General features: G+C 50.4%; 33 protein-coding genes, 2 tRNA genes and 1 pseudogene. 11 read left to right on the top strand and 25 right to left on the bottom strand.

The genetic code is table 11. The features are described from left to right. Nucleotides 1–13: 13 nt before the first annotated feature. Nucleotides 14–1840 (bottom strand): hypothetical protein, encoded by a 1827-nt coding sequence (locus BUB55_RS10800; RefSeq protein WP_143153021.1) that lies wholly within the window; start codon nucleotides 1838–1840, stop codon nucleotides 14–16. Nucleotides 1841–1886: 46 nt separating this feature from the next. Beyond that, the gene (locus tag BUB55_RS10795) at nucleotides 1887–2789 is read right to left on the bottom strand and encodes a tyrosine recombinase (RefSeq protein WP_073191126.1); all 903 of its coding nucleotides are present in this window, start codon (nucleotides 2787–2789) and stop codon (nucleotides 1887–1889) included. Nucleotides 2790–2890: 101 nt separating this feature from the next. Here BUB55_RS10795 and BUB55_RS10790 point away from each other — a divergent pair. Beyond that, nucleotides 2891–2963 (top strand) — tRNA-Lys (locus BUB55_RS10790). A 198-nt stretch (nucleotides 2964–3161) separates the two neighbouring features. Here the strand turns inward: BUB55_RS10790 and BUB55_RS10785 are convergent. The 18 genes and pseudogenes from BUB55_RS10785 to BUB55_RS10705 form a co-directional block, all read right to left on the bottom strand. After that, the gene (locus BUB55_RS10785; protein ID WP_073191123.1) at nucleotides 3162–4181 is read right to left on the bottom strand and encodes a tyrosine-type recombinase/integrase; all 1020 of its coding nucleotides are present in this window, start codon (nucleotides 4179–4181) and stop codon (nucleotides 3162–3164) included. A 9-nt stretch (nucleotides 4182–4190) separates the two neighbouring features. Then, the gene (locus BUB55_RS10780; protein WP_073191121.1) at nucleotides 4191–4409 is read right to left on the bottom strand and encodes an RING finger protein; all 219 of its coding nucleotides are present in this window, start codon (nucleotides 4407–4409) and stop codon (nucleotides 4191–4193) included. Nucleotides 4410–4448: 39 nt separating this feature from the next. Then, entirely contained in the window at nucleotides 4449–4790 is a 342-nt protein-coding gene (locus BUB55_RS10775; protein WP_143153020.1) for a hypothetical protein, read from the bottom strand. A 420-nt stretch (nucleotides 4791–5210) separates the two neighbouring features. Beyond that, nucleotides 5211–5642: a hypothetical protein gene (locus BUB55_RS10760; RefSeq protein ID WP_073191106.1), complete on the bottom strand. Its 432-nt coding sequence runs from the start codon at nucleotides 5640–5642 to the stop codon at nucleotides 5211–5213. Next, nucleotides 5639–5836, bottom strand: coding sequence for a hypothetical protein (locus BUB55_RS10755; protein ID WP_143153019.1), 198 nt, complete (start codon nucleotides 5834–5836; stop codon nucleotides 5639–5641). Before BUB55_RS10755 ends, BUB55_RS10760 begins: the two co-directional genes overlap by 4 nt. Nucleotides 5837–5856: 20 nt before the next feature. Beyond that, nucleotides 5857–5988: transfer RNA gene (locus tag BUB55_RS14270), tRNA-OTHER, on the bottom strand. A gap of 7 nt (nucleotides 5989–5995) precedes the next feature. Then, on the bottom strand, nucleotides 5996–6274 hold the full coding sequence (locus tag BUB55_RS10750) for a DUF5320 domain-containing protein (RefSeq protein ID WP_073191100.1): 279 nt from the start codon (nucleotides 6272–6274) through the stop codon (nucleotides 5996–5998). Nucleotides 6275–6291: 17 nt separating this feature from the next. Further along, nucleotides 6292–6432, bottom strand: a complete 141-nt coding sequence (locus BUB55_RS14265; protein WP_159431969.1) for a hypothetical protein — start codon at nucleotides 6430–6432, stop codon at nucleotides 6292–6294. Nucleotides 6433–6634: 202 nt separating this feature from the next. Next, nucleotides 6635–7006 carry a DUF551 domain-containing protein gene (locus BUB55_RS10745; protein WP_073191096.1) on the bottom strand — a complete coding sequence of 124 codons (372 nt, stop codon included), beginning with the start codon at nucleotides 7004–7006 and terminating at the stop codon, nucleotides 6635–6637. After that, nucleotides 7006–7269, bottom strand: coding sequence for a hypothetical protein (locus BUB55_RS10740; RefSeq protein ID WP_143153018.1), 264 nt, complete (start codon nucleotides 7267–7269; stop codon nucleotides 7006–7008). Before BUB55_RS10740 ends, BUB55_RS10745 begins: the two co-directional genes overlap by 1 nt. After that, a complete protein-coding gene (locus BUB55_RS14260; protein WP_159431968.1) occupies nucleotides 7257–7397 on the bottom strand; it encodes a hypothetical protein in 141 nt (46 codons plus the stop codon). Before BUB55_RS14260 ends, BUB55_RS10740 begins: the two co-directional genes overlap by 13 nt. A gap of 32 nt (nucleotides 7398–7429) precedes the next feature. Beyond that, nucleotides 7430–7981, bottom strand: a pseudogene (locus tag BUB55_RS14585) (3'-5' exonuclease). 7 nt (nucleotides 7982–7988) lie between these two features. Beyond that, nucleotides 7989–9779: a ParB/RepB/Spo0J family partition protein gene (locus tag BUB55_RS10725; RefSeq protein ID WP_083596984.1), complete on the bottom strand. Its 1791-nt coding sequence runs from the start codon at nucleotides 9777–9779 to the stop codon at nucleotides 7989–7991. A gap of 22 nt (nucleotides 9780–9801) precedes the next feature. Then, nucleotides 9802–10026, bottom strand: coding sequence for a hypothetical protein (locus BUB55_RS10720; RefSeq protein ID WP_073191081.1), 225 nt, complete (start codon nucleotides 10024–10026; stop codon nucleotides 9802–9804). Beyond that, complete coding sequence (locus BUB55_RS10715; RefSeq protein ID WP_073191078.1) at nucleotides 10023–10337, bottom strand: hypothetical protein; 315 nt, start codon at nucleotides 10335–10337, stop codon at nucleotides 10023–10025. The genes BUB55_RS10720 and BUB55_RS10715 overlap by 4 nt, the downstream gene beginning before the upstream one ends. Nucleotides 10338–10357: 20 nt before the next feature. Then, entirely contained in the window at nucleotides 10358–10522 is a 165-nt protein-coding gene (locus BUB55_RS14250) for a hypothetical protein (RefSeq protein ID WP_159431967.1), read from the bottom strand. A gap of 11 nt (nucleotides 10523–10533) precedes the next feature. Beyond that, nucleotides 10534–10941, bottom strand: a complete 408-nt coding sequence (locus BUB55_RS10710) for a single-stranded DNA-binding protein (RefSeq protein WP_073191075.1) — start codon at nucleotides 10939–10941, stop codon at nucleotides 10534–10536. Continuing rightward, nucleotides 10942–11436, bottom strand: coding sequence for a hypothetical protein (locus BUB55_RS10705; protein ID WP_073191072.1), 495 nt, complete (start codon nucleotides 11434–11436; stop codon nucleotides 10942–10944). Nucleotides 11437–11473: 37 nt separating this feature from the next. Between BUB55_RS10705 and BUB55_RS14035 the strand changes: the two genes are divergently transcribed. Both BUB55_RS14035 and BUB55_RS14030 read left to right on the top strand, forming a co-directional pair. Beyond that, the gene (locus tag BUB55_RS14035) at nucleotides 11474–11686 is read left to right on the top strand and encodes a hypothetical protein (protein WP_143153017.1); all 213 of its coding nucleotides are present in this window, start codon (nucleotides 11474–11476) and stop codon (nucleotides 11684–11686) included. Beyond that, a complete protein-coding gene (locus tag BUB55_RS14030; protein WP_143153016.1) occupies nucleotides 11655–11843 on the top strand; it encodes a hypothetical protein in 189 nt (62 codons plus the stop codon). The genes BUB55_RS14035 and BUB55_RS14030 overlap by 32 nt, the downstream gene beginning before the upstream one ends. Before the next feature lie 40 nt (nucleotides 11844–11883). Here BUB55_RS14030 and BUB55_RS10695 read toward each other — a convergent pair whose 3' ends face one another. Together BUB55_RS10695 and BUB55_RS14245 are read right to left on the bottom strand one after the other, a co-directional pair. Continuing rightward, entirely contained in the window at nucleotides 11884–12489 is a 606-nt protein-coding gene (locus BUB55_RS10695) for a hypothetical protein (protein WP_234971906.1), read from the bottom strand. A gap of 310 nt (nucleotides 12490–12799) precedes the next feature. After that, a complete protein-coding gene (locus BUB55_RS14245; protein WP_159431966.1) occupies nucleotides 12800–12958 on the bottom strand; it encodes a hypothetical protein in 159 nt (52 codons plus the stop codon). A gap of 300 nt (nucleotides 12959–13258) precedes the next feature. Between BUB55_RS14245 and BUB55_RS14025 the strand changes: the two genes are divergently transcribed. Then, nucleotides 13259–13564 (top strand): hypothetical protein, encoded by a 306-nt coding sequence (locus tag BUB55_RS14025; protein WP_143153015.1) that lies wholly within the window; start codon nucleotides 13259–13261, stop codon nucleotides 13562–13564. A gap of 279 nt (nucleotides 13565–13843) precedes the next feature. Further along, complete coding sequence (locus BUB55_RS10685; RefSeq protein WP_073191059.1) at nucleotides 13844–14449, top strand: hypothetical protein; 606 nt, start codon at nucleotides 13844–13846, stop codon at nucleotides 14447–14449. 66 nt (nucleotides 14450–14515) lie between these two features. Here BUB55_RS10685 and BUB55_RS10680 read toward each other — a convergent pair whose 3' ends face one another. Both BUB55_RS10680 and BUB55_RS10675 read right to left on the bottom strand, forming a co-directional pair. After that, nucleotides 14516–14932, bottom strand: coding sequence for a type II toxin-antitoxin system HicB family antitoxin (locus BUB55_RS10680; RefSeq protein ID WP_073191056.1), 417 nt, complete (start codon nucleotides 14930–14932; stop codon nucleotides 14516–14518). A gap of 63 nt (nucleotides 14933–14995) precedes the next feature. Beyond that, complete coding sequence (locus BUB55_RS10675; RefSeq protein WP_073191175.1) at nucleotides 14996–15190, bottom strand: type II toxin-antitoxin system HicA family toxin; 195 nt, start codon at nucleotides 15188–15190, stop codon at nucleotides 14996–14998. Between the two features lie 329 nt (nucleotides 15191–15519). On the opposite strand from BUB55_RS10675, the gene BUB55_RS10670 reads away from it, so the two are divergent. The 6 genes from BUB55_RS10670 (at nucleotide 15520) to BUB55_RS10645 (ending at nucleotide 17552) form a co-directional block, all read left to right on the top strand. Then, nucleotides 15520–15813, top strand: a complete 294-nt coding sequence (locus tag BUB55_RS10670) for a helix-turn-helix transcriptional regulator (RefSeq protein ID WP_073191053.1) — start codon at nucleotides 15520–15522, stop codon at nucleotides 15811–15813. After that, nucleotides 15810–16061, top strand: a complete 252-nt coding sequence (locus BUB55_RS10665) for a hypothetical protein (RefSeq protein ID WP_073191051.1) — start codon at nucleotides 15810–15812, stop codon at nucleotides 16059–16061. The genes BUB55_RS10670 and BUB55_RS10665 overlap by 4 nt, the downstream gene beginning before the upstream one ends. Nucleotides 16062–16064: 3 nt before the next feature. Further along, nucleotides 16065–16373, top strand: a complete 309-nt coding sequence (locus BUB55_RS10660) for a hypothetical protein (protein ID WP_073191048.1) — start codon at nucleotides 16065–16067, stop codon at nucleotides 16371–16373. Between the two features lie 102 nt (nucleotides 16374–16475). Continuing rightward, a complete protein-coding gene (locus BUB55_RS10655) occupies nucleotides 16476–16724 on the top strand; it encodes a hypothetical protein (RefSeq protein ID WP_073191045.1) in 249 nt (82 codons plus the stop codon). Further along, complete coding sequence (locus tag BUB55_RS10650; RefSeq protein ID WP_073191042.1) at nucleotides 16721–17254, top strand: retroviral-like aspartic protease family protein; 534 nt, start codon at nucleotides 16721–16723, stop codon at nucleotides 17252–17254. Before BUB55_RS10655 ends, BUB55_RS10650 begins: the two co-directional genes overlap by 4 nt. 115 nt (nucleotides 17255–17369) lie before the next feature. Next, nucleotides 17370–17552 (top strand): hypothetical protein, encoded by a 183-nt coding sequence (locus BUB55_RS10645; RefSeq protein WP_073191025.1) that lies wholly within the window; start codon nucleotides 17370–17372, stop codon nucleotides 17550–17552. Here BUB55_RS10645 and BUB55_RS10640 read toward each other — a convergent pair. After that, nucleotides 17549–17749, bottom strand: a complete 201-nt coding sequence (locus BUB55_RS10640) for a hypothetical protein (protein WP_073191022.1) — start codon at nucleotides 17747–17749, stop codon at nucleotides 17549–17551. The two genes, BUB55_RS10645 and BUB55_RS10640, sit on opposite strands and share 4 nt — an antisense overlap. Between the last annotated feature and the right edge of the window lie 179 nt (nucleotides 17750–17928).

Below are 17928 nucleotides of genomic sequence, written 5' to 3'. Positions count from 1 at the left end.
AAAGTCGATGAAATTATTCGTCGGCAGCGGTACTCTGGGGCTTAGCGCAGCGGTCTCTAGCCCAGTTGGTCTGCTTGAAGCAGGCACTTCTGGTGTAGCAACATCCGTAGGCGTTGACGTTGCCAAGATCTTCGCAATTGCAAGCGATTCCGTCGTTGTTGCCATCGGTGTCGACAAGCTCGCCGTTTGCGCAGACCACCATGAATCCGCCTTTGTGATAACTTGTGTTGATGCAGGTCTGGAGGGAATTGTGGCAAACTCCGAAGTAGGTTCCCAGGGCGTCGCACGATACGCGGCGTGTCTCGTTAGTAAGGTCGAATTCGAAATCTTCCACGCGTTCATCAGGATCGGAGACTGTTTTGTGATTCATCCAGTTGTACCCGTGGACGGTTTTTGCTACCATCTTTTTGCTAGGAATCAGGTCCTTCCATTTCTGTTTCGTCTCAAAATCCCTGAACGGCGGGTAGTCGGGGTCTTCGTCCTTAAGAATTTGTTTGCAACGTTCCTCGTCGTAGCAGGGGTTTGGATTGGAGGGTGATCCAATCATGGGTTCACCCCAGCAGGGATCGCAATTCGAACATTGATCCATGTCGCATTGGTCTATCATCTTATCTATAGGGTAGCCTTCTCTACAAGCGACGGGACATTTGTAATTGTCCTTGTCGAGCGGGTCATACTTGTTATGGAGTCTTTCCCATTGCCCGTCGACGCACCTGTACATGATGGCGTTGTTGTTGATGTCGTTGTCGCACCTCAGTTCGCCGTTCAGGCACTCGCCGCAGATGGCCTTGTCGGTACGGCACGACTTGTTGCCGCATATGGAAACGGCCTTCTTGGCTTCGCCGGCGACGCATTCGTAGACAGTTCCCTTTCCTGTTTCATCGTTGGTGCAGGTGTGTTCGTAGTTCGTGCACTCGCCACATGCGTTGTCGCGCGGGTCGCAGGATTTCCCGTTACAACTCTCGGTCACCTTCTTGCCCTTTTCGCAGCGGGTGACGGTCGCCTTGAAGTTCTTGTCTTCGGTACAAGTCTGTACGTCGTCGAGGCATTCGCCGCAGTCCGAGCCCTCTTCGTTGCAAGAGACTGTGCCGCACGAGCGGTTCACGACGATTCCTTTTATGCATTCCTTGACAATGCCGATACTTGCGGGGCTGTTGGAGCAGGAGTTCTTGTAGCTCGCGTCACATTCGATTTCAACAGCGTCCTTGTTCGCACATTCCTTGCTCTTGGTGTTGCAGAGAACGCCTTCGTCGCAGGAGACTTCGTCGCAGACGCAAGCCCCGTCTTTTGCCGTACCGCCCGATGCCTTGCACAAGTCGGCGAAAGTCGTTGGCTTGTTTTCACTGGAAGAAGATGTTGCTGTAGCTGAAGAACTGGAACTCTTGGAATCCGACGATATGTCGGAGGGCTTGCTCTGGTTGCCGCAGACGCCCGTGATGGTGTTACAGACTGCACCGATATCGCAGAGTTCGCTCTTGCAGACGCAGGCCCCATCTTTCGCGGTACCACCGGAAGCCTTACACAGCTCTGTAAACGTCTTGAGTTCGTCCTTGGTCATGGACGATGAACTGGCGACACTGCTAGAGGATTTTGCAGAGCTAGATGAAGCGGGGGTGGCAACAGGCGACCATTTCGCTTCGTGGCAGTAGTAATCTGCATCCTGTTCCTTGGCATATACCGTATCGCCCTCGTTATCTTCGCCACATATTCCGAGTTCGAAAATCGAGTTGACTTCCGTTATAACTTCGCGACTGGAGGAATCGCCGTTACTACAGGCTATAAATGACAATGTGGTACAAAAAAAGACCACGAGATAAAGAGAGAAAACCTTTTTTCTCATACTATAGCTCCTTTTTTTTCCCATACAACGGCAATTATAGTTTTTTTTAACCGGAGGCAGAAGCCCCTTTTTCCCGTGGGTGGAACTGCCTATGTTCCTGCTTGATGAATTCCTTGTCGATATGCGTGTAGATCTGCGTGGTGCTGATGTCGGCGTGGCCGAGAAGTTCCTGCAGTACGCGCAGGTCCATGCCTGCCTCCAGGCAATGCGTGGCAAAGCTGTGCCGGAAGGTGTGCGGCGAGACCTGCTTGGTCAAGTGGGCCGTGTGCAGTTGTACGATTTTCCAAGCTCCCATGCGGGTCATCGGTTTGCCGAGGGAGTTCAAAATTATGTTGTCTGTAGTCGGGTGGGTGAGTGGGCGCCCCTCTTCAATCCACGCCTTCAGGTTCTCCTTCGCCTTGCTCCCGAGCGGAATCAGACGCTGCTTGTTGCCCTTCCCGATGGGGGTAAGCCATTCATTGTCCAGATCCAGCTGCGAAAGTTTGATGCCTAGCGTTTCAGAAATGCGTAACCCCGCGCTGTACATGAGCTCGAAAAGCGCCGTATCGCGCAACGGGTTCTTGCCGTTGGCGGCACTTTCAAAGACGCTGTCCACCTCTTCGCGGGTGAGGTACTCGGGCAGGTAGTGGCCCAGCTTGGGCGTGGCGAGCATGGATTCGGTGCTGTAGTCGTACTCGCCCTGGTTCTGCATGTATTTGAGGAACCCGCGCAGGCTCGAAAAGTGCCTCGCGACCGAGGTGGGGGAGTAGTCCTCGCGCTCGGCGGTCAGTGTCAGGAACTCGTCCAGCACGGCGGGTGTCATTTCTTTGAGGTCGAGCCCACGTTCGTCGAGCCAGGCGACAAAGTGCCGCAAGTCCTCCTGGTAGCTTTGGAGGGTCTTGGGGGAGAGGTTCCGTTCCACTCCCAAAAAAGAAAGGTAGGCGTCTAGCCGATTGTAGTTTAGACTCATAGATTTTGACGAGTTTTTCAAAAAAAAGATAATTTTTTTTCTAAAATCCCCTTGCCAAGGGTTAAATCCTTTTCTATAATTGTGCGCGTCCAAGCGACAATGGATGATTAGCTCAGTTGGTAGAGCAGCTGACTCTTAATCAGCGGGTCGCAGGTTCGACCCCTGCATCATCCACTAAAGTGCCGAATTTCGCAAGATTTCGGCACTTTTTTTATTTTTTCGGCTGTTTTTGATACCTGCGAAAATGCCGATTTTTGCCAAAATTCTAAAAATACGCTATTTGCCGTTTTTTGCGTAATTTTGCCGTTTTTCCTTGTTGTGTGCAGATGTAGTCACCATTTTGTAACCACCTAAAACCAAAAAAACAAGGGACTAGATTGCGTTGATTGCATCCTTGAGGTCGTCTTGCATCAGGTGCGAGTAAGTGTTCAGGGTGATGTCGATGGATTCGTGGCGCATGAGCTGCTGGACTGCCTTGATGTTTACGCCTGACCTGATGAGGTTGCTGGCAAAACTGTGGCGGAATTTGTGGTTGTTTGCGCCTTCGGGATCCAGGCCGGCGGATATGACTGCGGCACGGAGCGTGCGGATGCTCGTGGTGTTGTTGGCGAACGTCCCTGAGGCCACGATGGTTTCGTCCGGGTTCCCTGGCTCGCCAAGCTCGTTTTTGAGGCGTTCTGACAGCGGAACGGTGGCCAGCTTGTCGCCCTTGCCCATGAGCGTGATCTTGTCCCCGGAGACGTCTTTCCAGCGCAAATCGCGGGCTTCGAAGTAGCGAAGTCCGGCGAACGCCATGAGGGCCCAGAACTTGCGGAATGCGGTGCTCGGAGCTGCGGCCAAGATGGCGTTGATTTCTTCTGGCGTCCAGAAGCCTTTTGCGGTCCTTTTGAGCTTCGGCCGGCGCACGTACTCGAACGGGTTCCCGATGGTCTTGTATATACGCTGGGAAAAAGAGAACATTGCCTTGGTGAGCTTCAGGATCTCGCTGGCGGTCTTCGGGGCGTACTTGGTGGCGATGACGGTCGAAAAGTCGACGGCGTCCTTGTCGCTGACCTGGGACACGAGCTTTTTGCCTCTCGATGCAGCCCAGTCGAGAAAATACGAAAGCCTGAGCTGGTATGCGCGGACCGTCGAATCGCTTGCCGAGTTTGCGACCTCGATGGAATCGACGAACTTATTCTTGAGTTCGACCAGGTGCGCGTCGGGCTTGTCGCTCGCGAATCCTTCCGGAAGAAACTTCTGCGCGTTCATCAGATCGAGCCAGGCGATGGCGTCGGCCTTTTTCTTGGTGCCGAGGGAAATGACGTGGAACAGGCCGTTTTCCGATATGCGGCCGTACCAGGTCATGTTGCCCCTGCGCTTGTGCTTTTGGAAGATGCTGTAACGTTTCATTTTGTACTCCTAGACAGATCTTATGGCGTCGAACCAAGACAAGATAGCGTCCTTTTCGAAAAAATACTTATGGCGCTTGTTGGTCACGAAATCATAGAATGGTAATGGAGGCGAGAGCTTGCCTTCCTTCGTCTTGGCAATAAGAGTGCTGATGTAAGAACGCGAAAAGCCGGAAAAATCGACGAGATCTTTCACGCTGAAGCATGGTTTTCCTGCGATGTTTCTCATGGTTTTCTCTCCTTTGTTGTCTCGCTTATTGGTTTGGTTCTACAAGCTGCCTAGAATGAATCCTAGAGTGAACATCATTATCAGTCCGCAAAGCACTACTATGCTGTAATCGACGGAATTGTTTTTCGTTTTCGTCGTCTCTCTTGCTACGAGCCTGTCAACCAACCTTTCGTACAATTTTAGCCTTGCGTTAAAGTCAGACGACTTTTTTCTGTTGAATATTGAATTAACAATGGTCCATTTTTCACCGTTGTAATAATAATCAAGACCATTACATAAACACATGTCGCCTTTGACGTTGTCTTCCTTGGTCCGCATCCATTCTTCAGCTCGATCGCCGTAGTGTCTTGGTGTGAGTTTTACATGTTCATTTTCGGTCATTTTTTTTTGCTCCTTTTTCTTAATATATTCTACACCTCCAATCACCCTACTTTCGGTTTCCTACGCTCGGAGATTATTCGGCTCAGGTCCTTCATGCACTCGTCGCATATCGGGAACTTCATGGCCCTCAATTCGGTTATATTGTTGTCGCACGTCGCGCACTTGAACGCCGACCTGCTACTTGTCAGCTCTTTAATGGTTATGTAGCCGTCAGTTGTGTAGTCGTCAATTGCTTTTACCATATCCAAATACCTCCTACTACGGCAATGAAAAATGCGTCTATGAACGTAGCGAACAGGACTGCGAAACCCCTGTCCGAGATCGGGAAATAGAAACTGCTACCGTCCCTCGTCCACGCCCAAATCTGCGTGACAAGGACGAAGATGATGATGGCTGTCACTGGCCAAGAAAGTGTGATTGTCATTTTACGGATCTCCCTTGCCCGAAGGCTGTGATTTCGTAGTCGGTATAGCACCAGCTTTGCGGCGGTGTGTTTATGCCAAAGTCTAGCAGCGTGAGCCGCCTGTCAAACTTTACCGTCTTCTCGACGCCCCATCCACAAATCGTCTTGCGGTTGCCCTGGTAGGCGTTCAGATCTTCTGCAGGCACGCAGCCGGCGTCGAGGATTTTCTTGTGGTATGCGTCGGCTTTTGTCCAGTCAACATTCTGGAATCGCTTTGTTCCGGCCCAGGTGAAATATCCTGTGACGCGGCAAACTGGTGCCGTTTCGTAAATGAAAATCTTCATGAGCGGGTAGTAGATTTTCGGAAAAGACTTGCGGAATTCGATTGTCTTTTTCCCGGAATAAATCAGCGTGGCCCACTTCGGATGGATTGCGAGAACGATGTTCATGGTTCCACCAGAGGGTTGTTAAGAACGATTTTCTCGGTATCTAACGCCAACTTGATTTTTATCATATCGGCGTTACTGCATTTGCGGCTGTGTGTTTGTCCGGCAAAGTGGAGTACATAGCCATTTTCCGTTTTTTCGATTGTAGTCACGTTGTCAATGTTTATGTAATTTTCACCAATTTTTACAAAGTTCATGTTGTGTCTCCTGTTATTATCTCGGATGGCGGGAGTCGAACCCGCAACCTTCGGCACCTTCTTCCCGCGTGTAACCGTTTAACACCTTCTTTCATCGGAGTCGAACCGATATTCGGGTATAGCCGCGCTTTAACCAATTAAGCTACATCCGATGTGGTTTTAGGTTTCGTCCACCAGCTGCTTGATGCGCTTGCCGAGAATTTCCTTTTGGTCCTTTAGTCCGGCGATTTGGGCTTTCAGGAAAGAAACTTCGTCGAGGGCGTCGTTCTCGATGGCTTCAAGTTCCTTCGTCTTGCGGTTAATTTTGTCGTAGATGGTGTCGCGTTCGATAGCCAGCTTTATGATTTTCTCGCTGGGTGAGTCTTTGCGTGTTTCTAATCTTTCGAGGATTTCCTTGAGAAATTCTGGGAGCTTGTTTGTTTCGTTATTGTTATCCATTTGTCTGTTCCTTTGCGCTATGCGCGGATGGTCCTCAAGCCGTTGCTGGCAAGGCGCTTGTTGATGAGTTTGATTTGGTAAGGCTTTCTATGTTTGGTGCCGTTGACGACGCTTGCGATGTCGTTTTTGGGCGAAACGGGTGTCCACCCGAAAATCATTGCTCTGCGCTGAGCGCGGTTCGTGGTTGTTAGACATTTGTTTGTTCCTTTGCTTTTTCAGCGTTTATTTGTTTATCTGCATTTGTCCTTGGTGAATCTTGGGTTGACGCCGTATGTCTTGCAGGCAAGGCAAATCGGCTTTTGGTTCTTGTCCGTTGTGCACCACTTGCGGAATCCGCATAGGTGGCAAACGACGTATGTTTTATTTTTGGCGTTCTCCATTGGTTTTTGCATTCTCCGGGTGTTTCGGCAAGTACATCCAGTGCGTTACGTCGTCGATGCTTAAATAGTCGTGACCGTTGAACCATTGCTTTACGGAGCCTCCCTGAAGCGTCCTGCTGACGACCATCATTACGTCGTAGCCAGGATTTGCGGAATCCTCGTAATTGCAGCAAAGAACGTACTGGTCTTCTTCAGGAAGGCATTCGTCAATGTGGTGCCATCTTTCCGCATTCTCGCTGAGCACCTTGAGCGCGCGGTTTTCGTTCTTGAGGGCTTTGTATTCTTCGACGGTTATCTGCATGTAGAGCGGTTGCGGACCGTGTGTGTGCAAGTGGTGTGATTGCATAGCCATTAGTTGTCCTCCTTCTCCCAGCATTTTTCGTATTTCTTCGATCCTGGATGGTTCTTGTGGTAGCGCAAGCGGGCCTTGAGACGGATTTCTTCGATGTGCTTGTCTCGCCACCTGATGTAGTTGATGCGCATGCGAGACTTCCTGTCGGCCTTTGCGGCCGTTGCGACCTCTGACGAATCGTCGTTTTTGGCTGCATCGGCGACTCGCTGCATCGATTCGAGAGTCCTTTTGCGGGCTTCGGCCATGATGTTTATCTTAGCCATGATATCGTCCCCAATACGACAGATCCGATGCCGAGAAGGATGGAGCACGCGATGAACATGGTGGCCACGATGGCCACGAACCACATCCAAATGTTAACCAGCTGCCTTTTCAAGTTTTTTGCGTTCATTGGTTGCCTTTTTCATTGTCGCCGGGCTTTATTTAGAAGTTGATGACGCCGTTCTTTCGTGCAGTGTAGAGCTTTACGAAGAAACTCCTGAGCCTGCGCATCTGAGCCTTGGAATCTTCCAGGGCAGTGTGCTTAGCGACGTTGCCTTCGTCCGCCTTGATTACCGGGAACAGGTTCTTGATGGTCCGATAGTCATATTGATTCCAGAAGAACCACGGAAAGGAATAACCGAAAGTCCGCATGAAGTATTGCAGAATCGGAAAGTCAAAATCCAGGCCGCAGGCCTACACGCGGAATTCGTCATTCTTGCCCGTGCTGAAATTCTTCAGGAACCACTGTTTGAATTCTCCAAGGCCTTCTGCCGGATCAGTTTTGCCGCCGAAAGCTTCGGCGCGTGCTTCTGGATACTGCCTTTGCCACCAGTCCATAGTGCTGGCGTCATCGGTGAGCCCGGCATCTGCCTGCTTGTCGATGGCGAAACGGCGGTAGAATTCCACCTGGTTGCCGTCCTTGTCGAAGCCGAAGGCCCCGAGGCTCAATACCTTGCATCCGGGCTTCTGGCCCGTGGTTTCAATATCAATCATCAATTCGTTAGTCATCGCTGTTTTCCTCCTCGTTTTCAAGATCGTCATCGTCGTCTTCGGATTTGTTCTTTGTGCGTTCTTCGTCCTGGCGCTTGATTTCGTCTTCGACTTCGTCGTCCACGGGTTCGGCTTCCTTCGGGTCGCCGTAAGTGATGATGGAGTACATCTTCCGTAGAATATCGATATCGTAGGTTCTCTCGAGGATGTGTTCAACGCTGCCGAGAACAGCGTCGTGGATGTCGCAAGGCCTGACCTGATTGTCGATGTCGGAAAGGCCTGCGCAGCGGTTTTCGTCGTTCTTGATTCCGAGAATGTCATACTGCGATTCGTCGATTGTGTCATCAAGGTCGTAGCAGCAAAAGAGCAGCAGTGCAATCACGTCATCCTTGTCGCATTTCTGGAACTTTTCCGCAATGGCTTTGCGGAGACGGTTTTTCGTCATGTCTTGTTTTGTTTTACGGAACCGGAATTCCTTTCTTTCTTCTTCTTCTGCTGCTTCGCGTTCCTCTTCAGTTTCTTCGTGGTAGTCGGGCAGGTCTCGCTTGTCAAAGTATTCGAACGTCTTGAGAGTAGCTGCATCGACAAGGACTCTCTTCTGGATGCCGGCTTCCTTGGCTTGCTTCTGTCCGCTGCTGTCATACTTGCCGATTTCATATTTGTCGGCTTCGTCCATGCAGTCTACGCCGTAACTGGAGAATTTTCCAATTCGTGCATTCTTGCCTTCTTCCTGGAGTTTCTTAACTTTGGCCTCTGCGGCCTTCTTGGCCTTACGGGCCCAGCAATTCGGATCGAGGCAGTAGGCCTTCGGTTCGTTCTCGAAAAGGTCCGCCTGGCATGCGCTGCACTTGTCGCATTTCAGGCAGGCTTCGTGCTCGAACGGTGCGCGGCTCAGGTCCTTGTGGTAACGGTCCAGAACTCCGTCGATGAAATACTTGTCCGTGCGGTAGCAGCTTTCGAGCTCGCGCTTGAAGACGTTGTCCGGGAGGTCGGCAATCTTTGCGGCCAGTGCAAGTTCGATTACGCCTTCCTTGACCTTCTTCAGGACTTTTTCGCCAGCGTCCGCGAGCTTCTTGCGGACCAGTACCCAGCGCAACGTGCGCCCGAAATGCTTTGCGATGGCGGCGGGCGTCTTTTTGCTGTTGGAAAGGCTCTTCACGGCCATGCATTCTTCGTATGGCGTCATGTCCATTCGCGTCACGTTTTCGGAAAGCGGGATTTCATCGAAACCTTCGGTGTCCTTGCTTACCACGTGGCACGGGACCTTCTTCAGCTTGAGCTGCTTTGCGGCCGCAAGCCTGCGGAAACCAGCGATGACGCGATAGTAAGTAGCCATGCCGACGTCTTGCGTGACGGTGATGGGGTTGATGATGCCGTGCGCCTGGATCGAGCTGACGAGATCTTCGATGTCGTTGACTTTGCGGACGTTGTCGCCATTGCCGAGAATTTTGTCTACGTCGATGGTGCGGAAGCTGTACGAACGTTCTTCAGACTTCGTGGCGTCCTGCTTTGTGGCCTTCACGGCGTCGGGGGTGGCCTTGGCCTTTGCCGCGGCCTTCGCGTCCTTGACGCTCGCCGTCGTGCTTTTCTTGGGTTGTGTTTTTTTAGTCATGATGATGCCTTGTAGTTGTGTGAATTTTTTGTCGAGTTCCTTGTTTTCTTCGAAAGCCTTTTTCCCGGGGAACGGGATGCCGTGTCTGATGCAGAACATCATGCATGCCCGGTACGTTCGCCCGTGAGGCTGTCGACCAGCCCGAAGCGCTGCGACGTCGCTGTTCATCCACGGTCTTGAATTTTTCATCTGCTGAAGTTTCCGTTCGTATTTATGCCGTAATGGATTCGAGTTCGCCGTGACGTATCAGTTCAGACTTGAGAAGCGCGAGCACGTTCAGGTAGTCCGGTTTCGTTATGCGGTAAGTGTTTACGCGCTGCTGTATCCACATCGGTGCGACTCCGGTTATAGTGATTTGCTTGACGCGGGTACCGTCGTCTTCGACTGTGAGGCGATAACGTTTTCCGACGGGATTTTTGGCGATAATTACGGTCATGCTTCCCTCCATTCGGGCGGGTATTTGAGTGGTTCGTCCCCGTAGAGTTTCTTGTTGGTGCACGGCTCGGGGCAGCGGTGCACGTCGTAATTGAATGCCAGGAGTCGCGTCATCTTGCGCTTGAACTCCGCGATTTCGCCGATGGTGGCTTCCGGGTCGCGGCGTCGGATCAGGCGGAAGAAATTCCTCGTCTCGCCGAGTTTCTCGCAGAGCTTTTCGAAAGCGAGATAGAAGTTGTGGCGCTTGATGGCCTTCTGCATCATTTCGGGCGTGACCGTGCGGTTCTTCCAGATATCCTTGCGCTTTCCCATGGCGGGCCTCCTTTGGGCGGTCAGCGGGCGGTGCCTGCGGGCGAGAGCGCCTGAGCCTCGGTGAACTTGACCGTGGCGTGGTCGTGCGCCCATGCGTACTTGAACGCATCTTCCATCGTCATTACACCGAGCGGCTCATACTGGCCCTGGGCGTTCTTTATTTCCGTGTAGAACAGTTTCTTCATGGTTGCCTCCATCAGAACGGTAAATCGTCTTCTTCCTGCAGGGTGCCCTGCTGCATTGCGGCTGCGGTGTCTTCGGCGGCGGCATCCTTGTCGCTGCGCTTCTTCTGCACCAGTTCAATCTTGCTGCAGTTCAGCACCTTTTCGCGGTGCTGGATGCCGTCGTTGTCAATCCACTCGTTGTTTTCCATGCGGCCCATCACGCACACCTTGTCGCCTTGGCCAAGGTGGGTCTTGCGGATGTAATTCGCGCTGCCCCAGATAACCACGTTGTGCCAGTCGGTAGTGCGCGAGCCGTCCTCGTTCTTGTAATCGCGGTCCACGGCGATGCTGAAGCGGGTGCGCTCCTTGCCGCTCGGGAGAGTGGTGATTTCGGGGTTCTTGGCGAGTCGCCCGATAAATACGCATACGTTCGTCGACATTTATCCTCCAATAAGATTCGTCGCAAGTTCGTTGATGATTGTGTCCGCCTCGTTCTCGACGGCCTTGCGGTCAACCGGCGGCAAGATGCGCTTGCCTGCGGCGATAAGCGGGCGGTAGATGTTTGCGAGCTGCCTGAATGCCGGCAGCGTGCGCAGGTCGGCATCCTGCTTTTTCGGGAGCCACGAGTTGGGCACGTGCTGGCTGCTGCTGTAGCCGATAGTGCGGTGCCTGCAGCAGTATTCCAGGTCGCCGATGGTCGCGGCGTGCGGGTACATGCCGATATCGTTGTGGTAGTCGTGCGTGTCCTCGAAGAGCCTGCGCAGCTGTGCCGTGCAGCAGGGGAGCGCGTCGATGCTCTTGACCGTGAAGAAGAGTTCCTCGCCATCGATCTTGGGCGCACCGTACTTCACGCGGTCGATTTTCACCAGCGCCTCGATGACCTGCAGCCTGAGCGCCTTGGCGAGCGTGTTTACCTGTTCCTGGACGTTATCCATAAATTCTTTTTCTATTCTTTTGTTAGAGGTTAAAGGCATGATTATTGACAGCGTTATTACCGACATTGACAGTCCGGTGTTCTTTCAAGCAGAGTATGACGGGCATGAACTTTTCCTTTATAAAGACGGTGGGCATTACGTGATTTACGGTGTCAGCGAATCCGAGTATCTTGCGCTTTATCAGGACAGGGATCATGACTCCTGTCAGAGTCTGCTTGATGCGCATCGAAATGATTTTGAGGCTGGATGATATCGATTACGTTGTCTGCGGCAACATTCAATTTTCCCTTGTAGAACGGATAGTCGGTGCAGATGTAGGCGACTACAAAAAGGTCGTTATGCTTGCCAAGATTGCGGCGGATATTCTTGAAGCCCATCCGCTTCATGAAAGCTTTGGACTGTCTTGACAGAATCCAAGCGCAAATGCTTGTGATTAAACGGTTCATCCTATCCATTTGCGGCCTCGTTTGTGAACATGGACGTGCGGAGCCATTCGTTGCGGTCGTCGCTGTCCTTCTGCTTGAATGTGCGGCCGTCGCCGTTCGCGGCGCGTTTTTCTGCGGCCTTCTTGTTGATTTCTGCGGTTTCCAGGCGAACCTGACGCTCCTTGATCTTCTGGACTTCCTGCCACACCCAGTTGCCGTAGCGCAGCACTGCGGCGTGGTTCTTGTAACGCTTCTTGAGCTTCGGGTTGTTCTCCAGCGCGGAATCCAGAATTTCGATTGCTATCGAGAGGTCCTGCCCGTACACATCGCGGAGGTGGTGACCGTCGGCATCGGAAAGGAGCACGTTCTTGCAAGTGCCGTAGGGCTTCTTCTCGCCTTCGCCGAACAGGTCCGGGGAACGCTCGGGGAGCATTTCGGCATGGCTTGCCGTAGGCTTCTCAACCCTCTTAGGAGTGCCCACCGTGCGCCGGCTTTCCCTAGCCTTGCCTAAAGTTTTGGCAGATGTACCAGATTCCATTCGGGCGGCATTGCTGCCGTCGGCAACGTTCAGGGATCCCTCGCGAGCGTCCCCATTTGCCAAGGCCTTTTCGGCCTCTGAGGTGCGCATTGCGCTTTCAGCTATAGGTTGGTCGGTTGTTTCGTTTTCGAAAAATTCTGCGGCTCTTCGTGCGATACGTGATTGGTAATTGCGTGAGTTTTGATTCTGCTTTTCAAGCATCTTGGAGTGCGAACGGTTGTAGTATGAGCGAACAAAAGGGTCGGTGTTCGGGTCAAGACAGCCCGAGCAGCAGTCGATTACCATCTTCCTGCACCACGCGCCGAGCTGCGCGTCTGTCATGCCTTGAATGCGATTCGCCATTGCCGTCATATCGAAGCTCACGAATTGTGCGATTGAATTGCGTGTGCGAGCCATGCCATTACTGCTGCTCCTGAATTCTGGAATGCATTTCCTTTATGGCGTCAATAACGATTGATGTGTTCGATAAGGGTTCGAACTTCTTTGCTCGTTCCGCCTTTATGTCGGCAAACATGGCGTCCATCTCTGGCGGGAGTTTTACTTGAAGAAGTTTTGCCATTTTAACGTCCTTTTTGTCATAACAGAGTCGAATATAGATTCTCTGTTACAAAGAATTTTGTCTTTGCAACAGAGAATATAGTTTCTCATTTGGAGAAAGTCAATACTTTTTTTCTTTTTTTTGGAGAAAAATTTTCTTTATTTTATTGAATTGGTTATTTTTACGAATATGGACGAATCGGAAAACAAATTTTTACACAAAATCAATCTCGAAACTCTTAAAAAAGAGACCGGTAAAACGATTGAAGAAATTGCTAAACTCGTTGGAATAGGTCCGAAGGTTGTCTATAAATGGCAATATATGCATAAAGACGGTAGTAGACCCGACTTTAACGCCGTTGTCAAGTTGCTGCAGGCCGGCGCATCCGTCGAAACCCTCTTCGGCGTGGACTATGCCGACACCCACCGGCCCGCCCCCGAACCTGTATCGGCGGCTCCGTCTCCGGAATTCCTTAAAGCGCATCCTGAACTGCTCGAAGGCTTCCGCGAACAGCTTATGGAAGACCTGATGAAAAAAGGCCTCGTCCCCGAGGAAAAAGTCAAGGACATTGTCCGCCAGGAAATCGAACGCCTGCTCCCGTCCGCCAAACCCATCAACAAATTTTAGTTGTTACTTTTTGTCAGTTTGCTGACAAGATTAAAAGGTATATTATAAAAACGAACGAAATCTCTTTGCCAATGCCTTTTTTCTTCGACAGGAGAACGACGCCGTCATTGCAGGAAGTTGTCGATTCTCTTCAGGGATTTGATGGGATTGCAAAGAGGTTCCCTAAAATTCTTTCCGCTCTGCTCGACGCACCAATCAAGTCGGTCACGGTTGATGTCAACAAGATTGAAATCGGATCGCTTTACGATGACCTGGTTGTGAAGTTCGGCTTTGGCGGTTATGAATCACAAGGCTGTACCGTTCATTCTTTTCTTTGCGCTGCTGATTGCTGGCGGCATTATTGCTTACCGAGTTATTTCTCCTGGCGACGCTTCTTCGTCTCCTGTCATCAACTCGAACAATACGACAATCATAAACATGATATCAGCAGACGTGGGTAAGGATGCCGATGCCGTTCGCGAAATCATAGAGCGTGCCATCCCTCATTCGGATTCGATAAGGCTTGCAAAAGATTCGTACAAGATTTTCAACGCCTTCGGCGACAGCAGCGCGTTTAAATTTAACGACTTTCAGGATTACAACTTTCCCAAAGAAGTTGTAGACGCGTTCCCGAAGAATATCGACATTGATGCTGTCGATGAGCTGAAAGATTTTGAAAAGGTCGATGTGCAGATTCGTGCGGCCGACCTTGACTCCGTAAAGAGCGGGTGGGCTGCGAAAGTCCCGGCGGTTTCTGACCGTAGGATCAAAGTGAAGGTTGCTGACGGAGTCGACGTGACCAAGGTGCAGATTGGTGCAAACGTCAAGGCCGATATTACGGTCGTCTACAAGTCGAAAGAAGGCGGGCTGGTTCCTGGATACTGCGTAATCCGCAAAATCCACTGATCTTTTTTTGCTGACGACAAAAGCCCGGATTTCTCCGGGCTATATTTTTTTTGTGTGAGGTGCGAGTTACACGAACTGGACTTCCAGGCGCTTGCCCATGCTTTCGGCGATGCGCTTAAGCATCTTGACGCTCAGGTTCGCCTTCGGGTCTTCAAGGCGCTGGTAGGCTTGCTTGGTCATGCCCATTTCGCGGGCGACGGTTGCCTGTGGCACCTTGCCGCGAGCTGCGGCCACCTGGAGCGCGATAGCGAGTTCCGGGTCCACGTCGATGCGGTAGAGTCCCTTCTTCTCGTTGGCTTTTGTCTTGCATTCCGGCAGCGGGTCGCCGTCGAACACATCTTCGAGGGTAAGTTCCATCGCCTCGTTCGCCATTGCGAGCGCTTCTTCAAGGGTGTCGCCCTGCGTAAAGCACCCGTCCAGATCGGGGAAGCTTACGGAGTAGCCGCCGTCTTTTTCTTTGGTGAGTTTTGCAGTGTAGTACATCTTATACCTCGTCTTCTAATTGTTGTCTTCGTCTTGTGTACTTTTCAAAGAGAGGGGAGGGGCCTATTTCAGCCCCGCCTGCTTCTTTATCGACTTTGCGGTTCCGGGTTTCAAGGTTTCGTTCATTCCGTGCCCTGCCGGTATCGTGACCTTGTGTCCCTTGTCGTCAGCGTAGCGGAAGTGCGAACCCTTTGACCTGACTTGCCGGAATCCGTTCGACTCAAGAAGCTTTATCATCTCTTTCACTTTGATTTCCATGTCTATAATATACATTATATTTTTACTATTGTCAATATATATTTTGACAATTTTTATAATTTATTTCTTACAAAAAAAAAGATGCTGGGTATCTTACATCATCAGGATCTTGCGGATTGCTTCCAGGGCCTCTTCGGCGCTGATGCGGGCGGTAAAGCATTCAAGTAAAACTGCGTAGATGCGTCCAATCGTCTTCATGCCGTGCTTTTGCCTATCGTTTCGGTGTGTTTTTCTCAAATATAATACTTTTTATACAAGTTTTTATATTTTTTATGATAATTTTTATAAAAAATTTGTATTTTTTATAAAAGTTTTGTTATATTATATGCATGCCAAAGTTTAAAGTTAAAGAATTCGTGGCCCGCATAGGCATCACACAGAAGGAACTTGCCAAGAAGGTTGGCGTGAAGCCGGAGACCGTGTATAAATGGGCCGCAGGGACCAATACGCCGGTGTACGACGTCATCTACAAGCTCAAGAAAATGGGCGCTACCGATTACGAGCTTTTCGGCGAGACTTTTGCCGAGCAGGAGGATTTCTTCAAGAAACGGCTACTCAACGCGCACAACCGCTTCCTGGAAGAAATGGGGATAGCAACGAACTTAACCAAGGAAAAGGTATGAACGCTAAGGAAATGGAAGTCACATACTGCAAGGCAAGAATCACGTGCATCAAGTCGTTCAGGATTCTTATACGCGAGCATGTCAAACTGTCCGAGGAGGGCGAAAAACTCAAACTGTCCTACGAGCAGATTCACAAGCTGATGATTGCCGGATTGAAGAAGGTGGACGATGAACTTACCAGCGAACTCGAAAAATGGTCCACGAAACTTTCCGAAACGGAAACGCTTGAAATCGAGAATGCGGAATAGTCGATGGATCGTCCGCTTTTCTGCATCGTGGCGAGCCGCGCCGAGGCCCTGGCTGCAAAGCCCGACATGGGCAAGTACAGCCCCAAGGAACTCGCCGCCAAGGAGGGCGTTACGCCAAAGGCTGTCTACACCTGGGTGCGCGAAGGCCTGCCGGCGCTCCGTCACGGCGAAAAGGGCGACATCCAGATTTACTACCAGGATTACGTCCGTTGGATGATCGAGTGCGCCCGCCTGCCCGATTGCAAGGTCAAGGGCGTGCCCGTGTGGGCCTACTGGTTCGTCCGCGCCGAAGGCTGGAAAAGCCCGGTTTAATATGTAATTTATTTCTTACAAAATGAATAAAACGCCGTCGTTTTACAAAAATGATGTAAAATGTGGTTTTGTTTAAAATTGTAAAAAATGTATATTTGTCATATGGTTACAGATATTCACGCAAAAGCGCTAGATTACTTCATTGCTCACCAGAGCGAACTTGTCGAGAAGTATTGTGGAAAAGAGCTCTTGTTTCATGGCGATGAGCTTGTCGGTGCTTATGATTCTGTTGGCGAGGCTTATTCTGAAGGTGTAGGCATGTTTGGCGAGGGTAATTTCTCTCTTCAGACGTGTATTCCTGGCGAGGAGGCTTATACAGCGACGGTTTCTACTATGGGACTCATCGGATGAGTCTTTCGTTTACGATTACTTATAACGGGATAACCCACAGGATAAAGTCCGACGCTTTTGTTTCGAAACCAGGATCTGTAGACAAGGTTAAATTGAATGCTTTGTGGGATACTGGCGCTACGCAGTGTGTTATTTCTGAAAGTTTTGCTGAAAAAATTGGGCTGACTAAGATAAGTGAAGCAACCATGAATCACGCTGGTGGTTCTTCCAAGGTCAATGTTTACATTGCCGATATAGAACTGCTCAACAAGGTCATTGTCAGGAATGTCAAGCTGCTTTCGACAAAATCCATAAATGATTTCGATATGATTATCGGAATGAACGTGATTACCCTTGGAGATTTTTGCATAACTAATAAAGACCGGCGGACAGTCGTTTCGTTCAGGTATCCGTCCGAAAAGCAAATAGATTTTGTAAAAGAAGCGGAAGATGTCAAGGCGAAATACTACAGATCGCTTGGTCGAAATGCAAAGTGTCCCTGTAATTCCGGGAAAAAGGTTAAAGATTGCTGTGGTAAAGGCTTTGTGTGATTAAAGCACGGTTTCTTTCAACTCAGGTCGCCCTCGGCGGCCTTTCTTTTTGCCCGTAAAAATAACTTGTTACTTTTTCGCGTCCGCATCGCCTCGCCAAATCTATATTAACGGCATGGCAAAGAAAAACGAAAAAATATGGAAAGAAGCTGAGGCCGAGGCTAAGGCCGGCCCAACTTACCACATGCTAGAACAGGCGGATTTTGAAAAATTTATTCAAGAGACGCTCAAGGCGCAAGAAGCGTCCTTGAATGCAATGAAGATTGTGTCCAAGGCTATTTTCGGTTTTAGCGTTTAAAGCCCGTCGTGCCCGATAATAGTCACGATTTTCCCCTTGCCGGTCTTTGGATATGACCGGCTTTTAGTGTTTGCCAGATATTGCCTTGCGGCCATCTTTGCTTCGGCTTCGGTAATAGCCCTGTAAGCGACCACCGTCAATTCGAATTTTCCGATTTTCACGAGCGTTTCTACGCTCGGTTTTCTGATTGCGTCCATGACGCCTCCTTTGTGGATGTTGCTAAATGTAATTTTCCTCAAAAAAGAGAAAAAGAACCAAAAAGAGAAAAGTGGTATATTGCTGAATTTGTCCCTTTTTTAGTTGAAAATCCAGGTCTCCAACTGGTGTAAATCTAGGCTATTAGCGCTTCATTGTCAAGTAGTTTCATGCTCTTTTC

The organism is Fibrobacter sp. UWP2 (assembly GCF_900141705.1).
Taxonomy (GTDB): domain Bacteria; phylum Fibrobacterota; class Fibrobacteria; order Fibrobacterales; family Fibrobacteraceae; genus Fibrobacter.
Note: the sequence above shows the minus strand (reverse complement) of the source record. Positions and strands in the feature narration are given on the sequence as shown.

Excerpts from the sequence above, each read along its gene's own strand:
- BUB55_RS10800 (WP_143153021.1), bottom strand. The coding sequence starts at position 1,840 with ATGAGAAAAAAGGTTTTCTCTCTTTATCTCGTGGTCTTTTTTTGTACC.
- BUB55_RS10795 (WP_073191126.1), bottom strand. The coding sequence starts at position 2,789 with ATGAGTCTAAACTACAATCGGCTAGACGCCTACCTTTCTTTTTTGGGA.
- BUB55_RS10785 (WP_073191123.1), bottom strand. The coding sequence starts at position 4,181 with ATGAAACGTTACAGCATCTTCCAAAAGCACAAGCGCAGGGGCAACATG.
- BUB55_RS10780 (WP_073191121.1), bottom strand. The coding sequence starts at position 4,409 with ATGAGAAACATCGCAGGAAAACCATGCTTCAGCGTGAAAGATCTCGTC.
- BUB55_RS10775 (WP_143153020.1), bottom strand. The coding sequence starts at position 4,790 with ATGACCGAAAATGAACATGTAAAACTCACACCAAGACACTACGGCGAT.
- BUB55_RS10760 (WP_073191106.1), bottom strand. The coding sequence starts at position 5,642 with ATGAACATCGTTCTCGCAATCCATCCGAAGTGGGCCACGCTGATTTAT.
- BUB55_RS10755 (WP_143153019.1), bottom strand. The coding sequence starts at position 5,836 with ATGAACTTTGTAAAAATTGGTGAAAATTACATAAACATTGACAACGTG.
- BUB55_RS10750 (WP_073191100.1), bottom strand. The coding sequence starts at position 6,274 with ATGGATAACAATAACGAAACAAACAAGCTCCCAGAATTTCTCAAGGAA.
- BUB55_RS14265 (WP_159431969.1), bottom strand. The coding sequence starts at position 6,432 with ATGATTTTCGGGTGGACACCCGTTTCGCCCAAAAACGACATCGCAAGC.
- BUB55_RS10745 (WP_073191096.1), bottom strand. The coding sequence starts at position 7,006 with ATGGCTATGCAATCACACCACTTGCACACACACGGTCCGCAACCGCTC.
- BUB55_RS10740 (WP_143153018.1), bottom strand. The coding sequence starts at position 7,269 with ATGGCTAAGATAAACATCATGGCCGAAGCCCGCAAAAGGACTCTCGAA.
- BUB55_RS14260 (WP_159431968.1), bottom strand. The coding sequence starts at position 7,397 with ATGAACGCAAAAAACTTGAAAAGGCAGCTGGTTAACATTTGGATGTGG.
- BUB55_RS10725 (WP_083596984.1), bottom strand. The coding sequence starts at position 9,779 with ATGAAAAATTCAAGACCGTGGATGAACAGCGACGTCGCAGCGCTTCGG.
- BUB55_RS10720 (WP_073191081.1), bottom strand. The coding sequence starts at position 10,026 with ATGACCGTAATTATCGCCAAAAATCCCGTCGGAAAACGTTATCGCCTC.
- BUB55_RS10715 (WP_073191078.1), bottom strand. The coding sequence starts at position 10,337 with ATGGGAAAGCGCAAGGATATCTGGAAGAACCGCACGGTCACGCCCGAA.
- BUB55_RS14250 (WP_159431967.1), bottom strand. The coding sequence starts at position 10,522 with ATGAAGAAACTGTTCTACACGGAAATAAAGAACGCCCAGGGCCAGTAT.
- BUB55_RS10710 (WP_073191075.1), bottom strand. The coding sequence starts at position 10,941 with ATGTCGACGAACGTATGCGTATTTATCGGGCGACTCGCCAAGAACCCC.
- BUB55_RS10705 (WP_073191072.1), bottom strand. The coding sequence starts at position 11,436 with ATGGATAACGTCCAGGAACAGGTAAACACGCTCGCCAAGGCGCTCAGG.
- BUB55_RS14035 (WP_143153017.1), top strand. The coding sequence starts at position 11,474 with ATGATTATTGACAGCGTTATTACCGACATTGACAGTCCGGTGTTCTTT.
- BUB55_RS14030 (WP_143153016.1), top strand. The coding sequence starts at position 11,655 with ATGCGCATCGAAATGATTTTGAGGCTGGATGATATCGATTACGTTGTC.
- BUB55_RS10695 (WP_234971906.1), bottom strand. The coding sequence starts at position 12,489 with ATGCGCACCTCAGAGGCCGAAAAGGCCTTGGCAAATGGGGACGCTCGC.
- BUB55_RS14245 (WP_159431966.1), bottom strand. The coding sequence starts at position 12,958 with ATGGCAAAACTTCTTCAAGTAAAACTCCCGCCAGAGATGGACGCCATG.
- BUB55_RS14025 (WP_143153015.1), top strand. The coding sequence starts at position 13,259 with ATGCATAAAGACGGTAGTAGACCCGACTTTAACGCCGTTGTCAAGTTG.
- BUB55_RS10685 (WP_073191059.1), top strand. The coding sequence starts at position 13,844 with ATGAATCACAAGGCTGTACCGTTCATTCTTTTCTTTGCGCTGCTGATT.
- BUB55_RS10680 (WP_073191056.1), bottom strand. The coding sequence starts at position 14,932 with ATGTACTACACTGCAAAACTCACCAAAGAAAAAGACGGCGGCTACTCC.
- BUB55_RS10675 (WP_073191175.1), bottom strand. The coding sequence starts at position 15,190 with ATGGAAATCAAAGTGAAAGAGATGATAAAGCTTCTTGAGTCGAACGGA.
- BUB55_RS10670 (WP_073191053.1), top strand. The coding sequence starts at position 15,520 with ATGCCAAAGTTTAAAGTTAAAGAATTCGTGGCCCGCATAGGCATCACA.
- BUB55_RS10665 (WP_073191051.1), top strand. The coding sequence starts at position 15,810 with ATGAACGCTAAGGAAATGGAAGTCACATACTGCAAGGCAAGAATCACG.
- BUB55_RS10660 (WP_073191048.1), top strand. The coding sequence starts at position 16,065 with ATGGATCGTCCGCTTTTCTGCATCGTGGCGAGCCGCGCCGAGGCCCTG.
- BUB55_RS10655 (WP_073191045.1), top strand. The coding sequence starts at position 16,476 with ATGGTTACAGATATTCACGCAAAAGCGCTAGATTACTTCATTGCTCAC.
- BUB55_RS10650 (WP_073191042.1), top strand. The coding sequence starts at position 16,721 with ATGAGTCTTTCGTTTACGATTACTTATAACGGGATAACCCACAGGATA.
- BUB55_RS10645 (WP_073191025.1), top strand. The coding sequence starts at position 17,370 with ATGGCAAAGAAAAACGAAAAAATATGGAAAGAAGCTGAGGCCGAGGCT.
- BUB55_RS10640 (WP_073191022.1), bottom strand. The coding sequence starts at position 17,749 with ATGGACGCAATCAGAAAACCGAGCGTAGAAACGCTCGTGAAAATCGGA.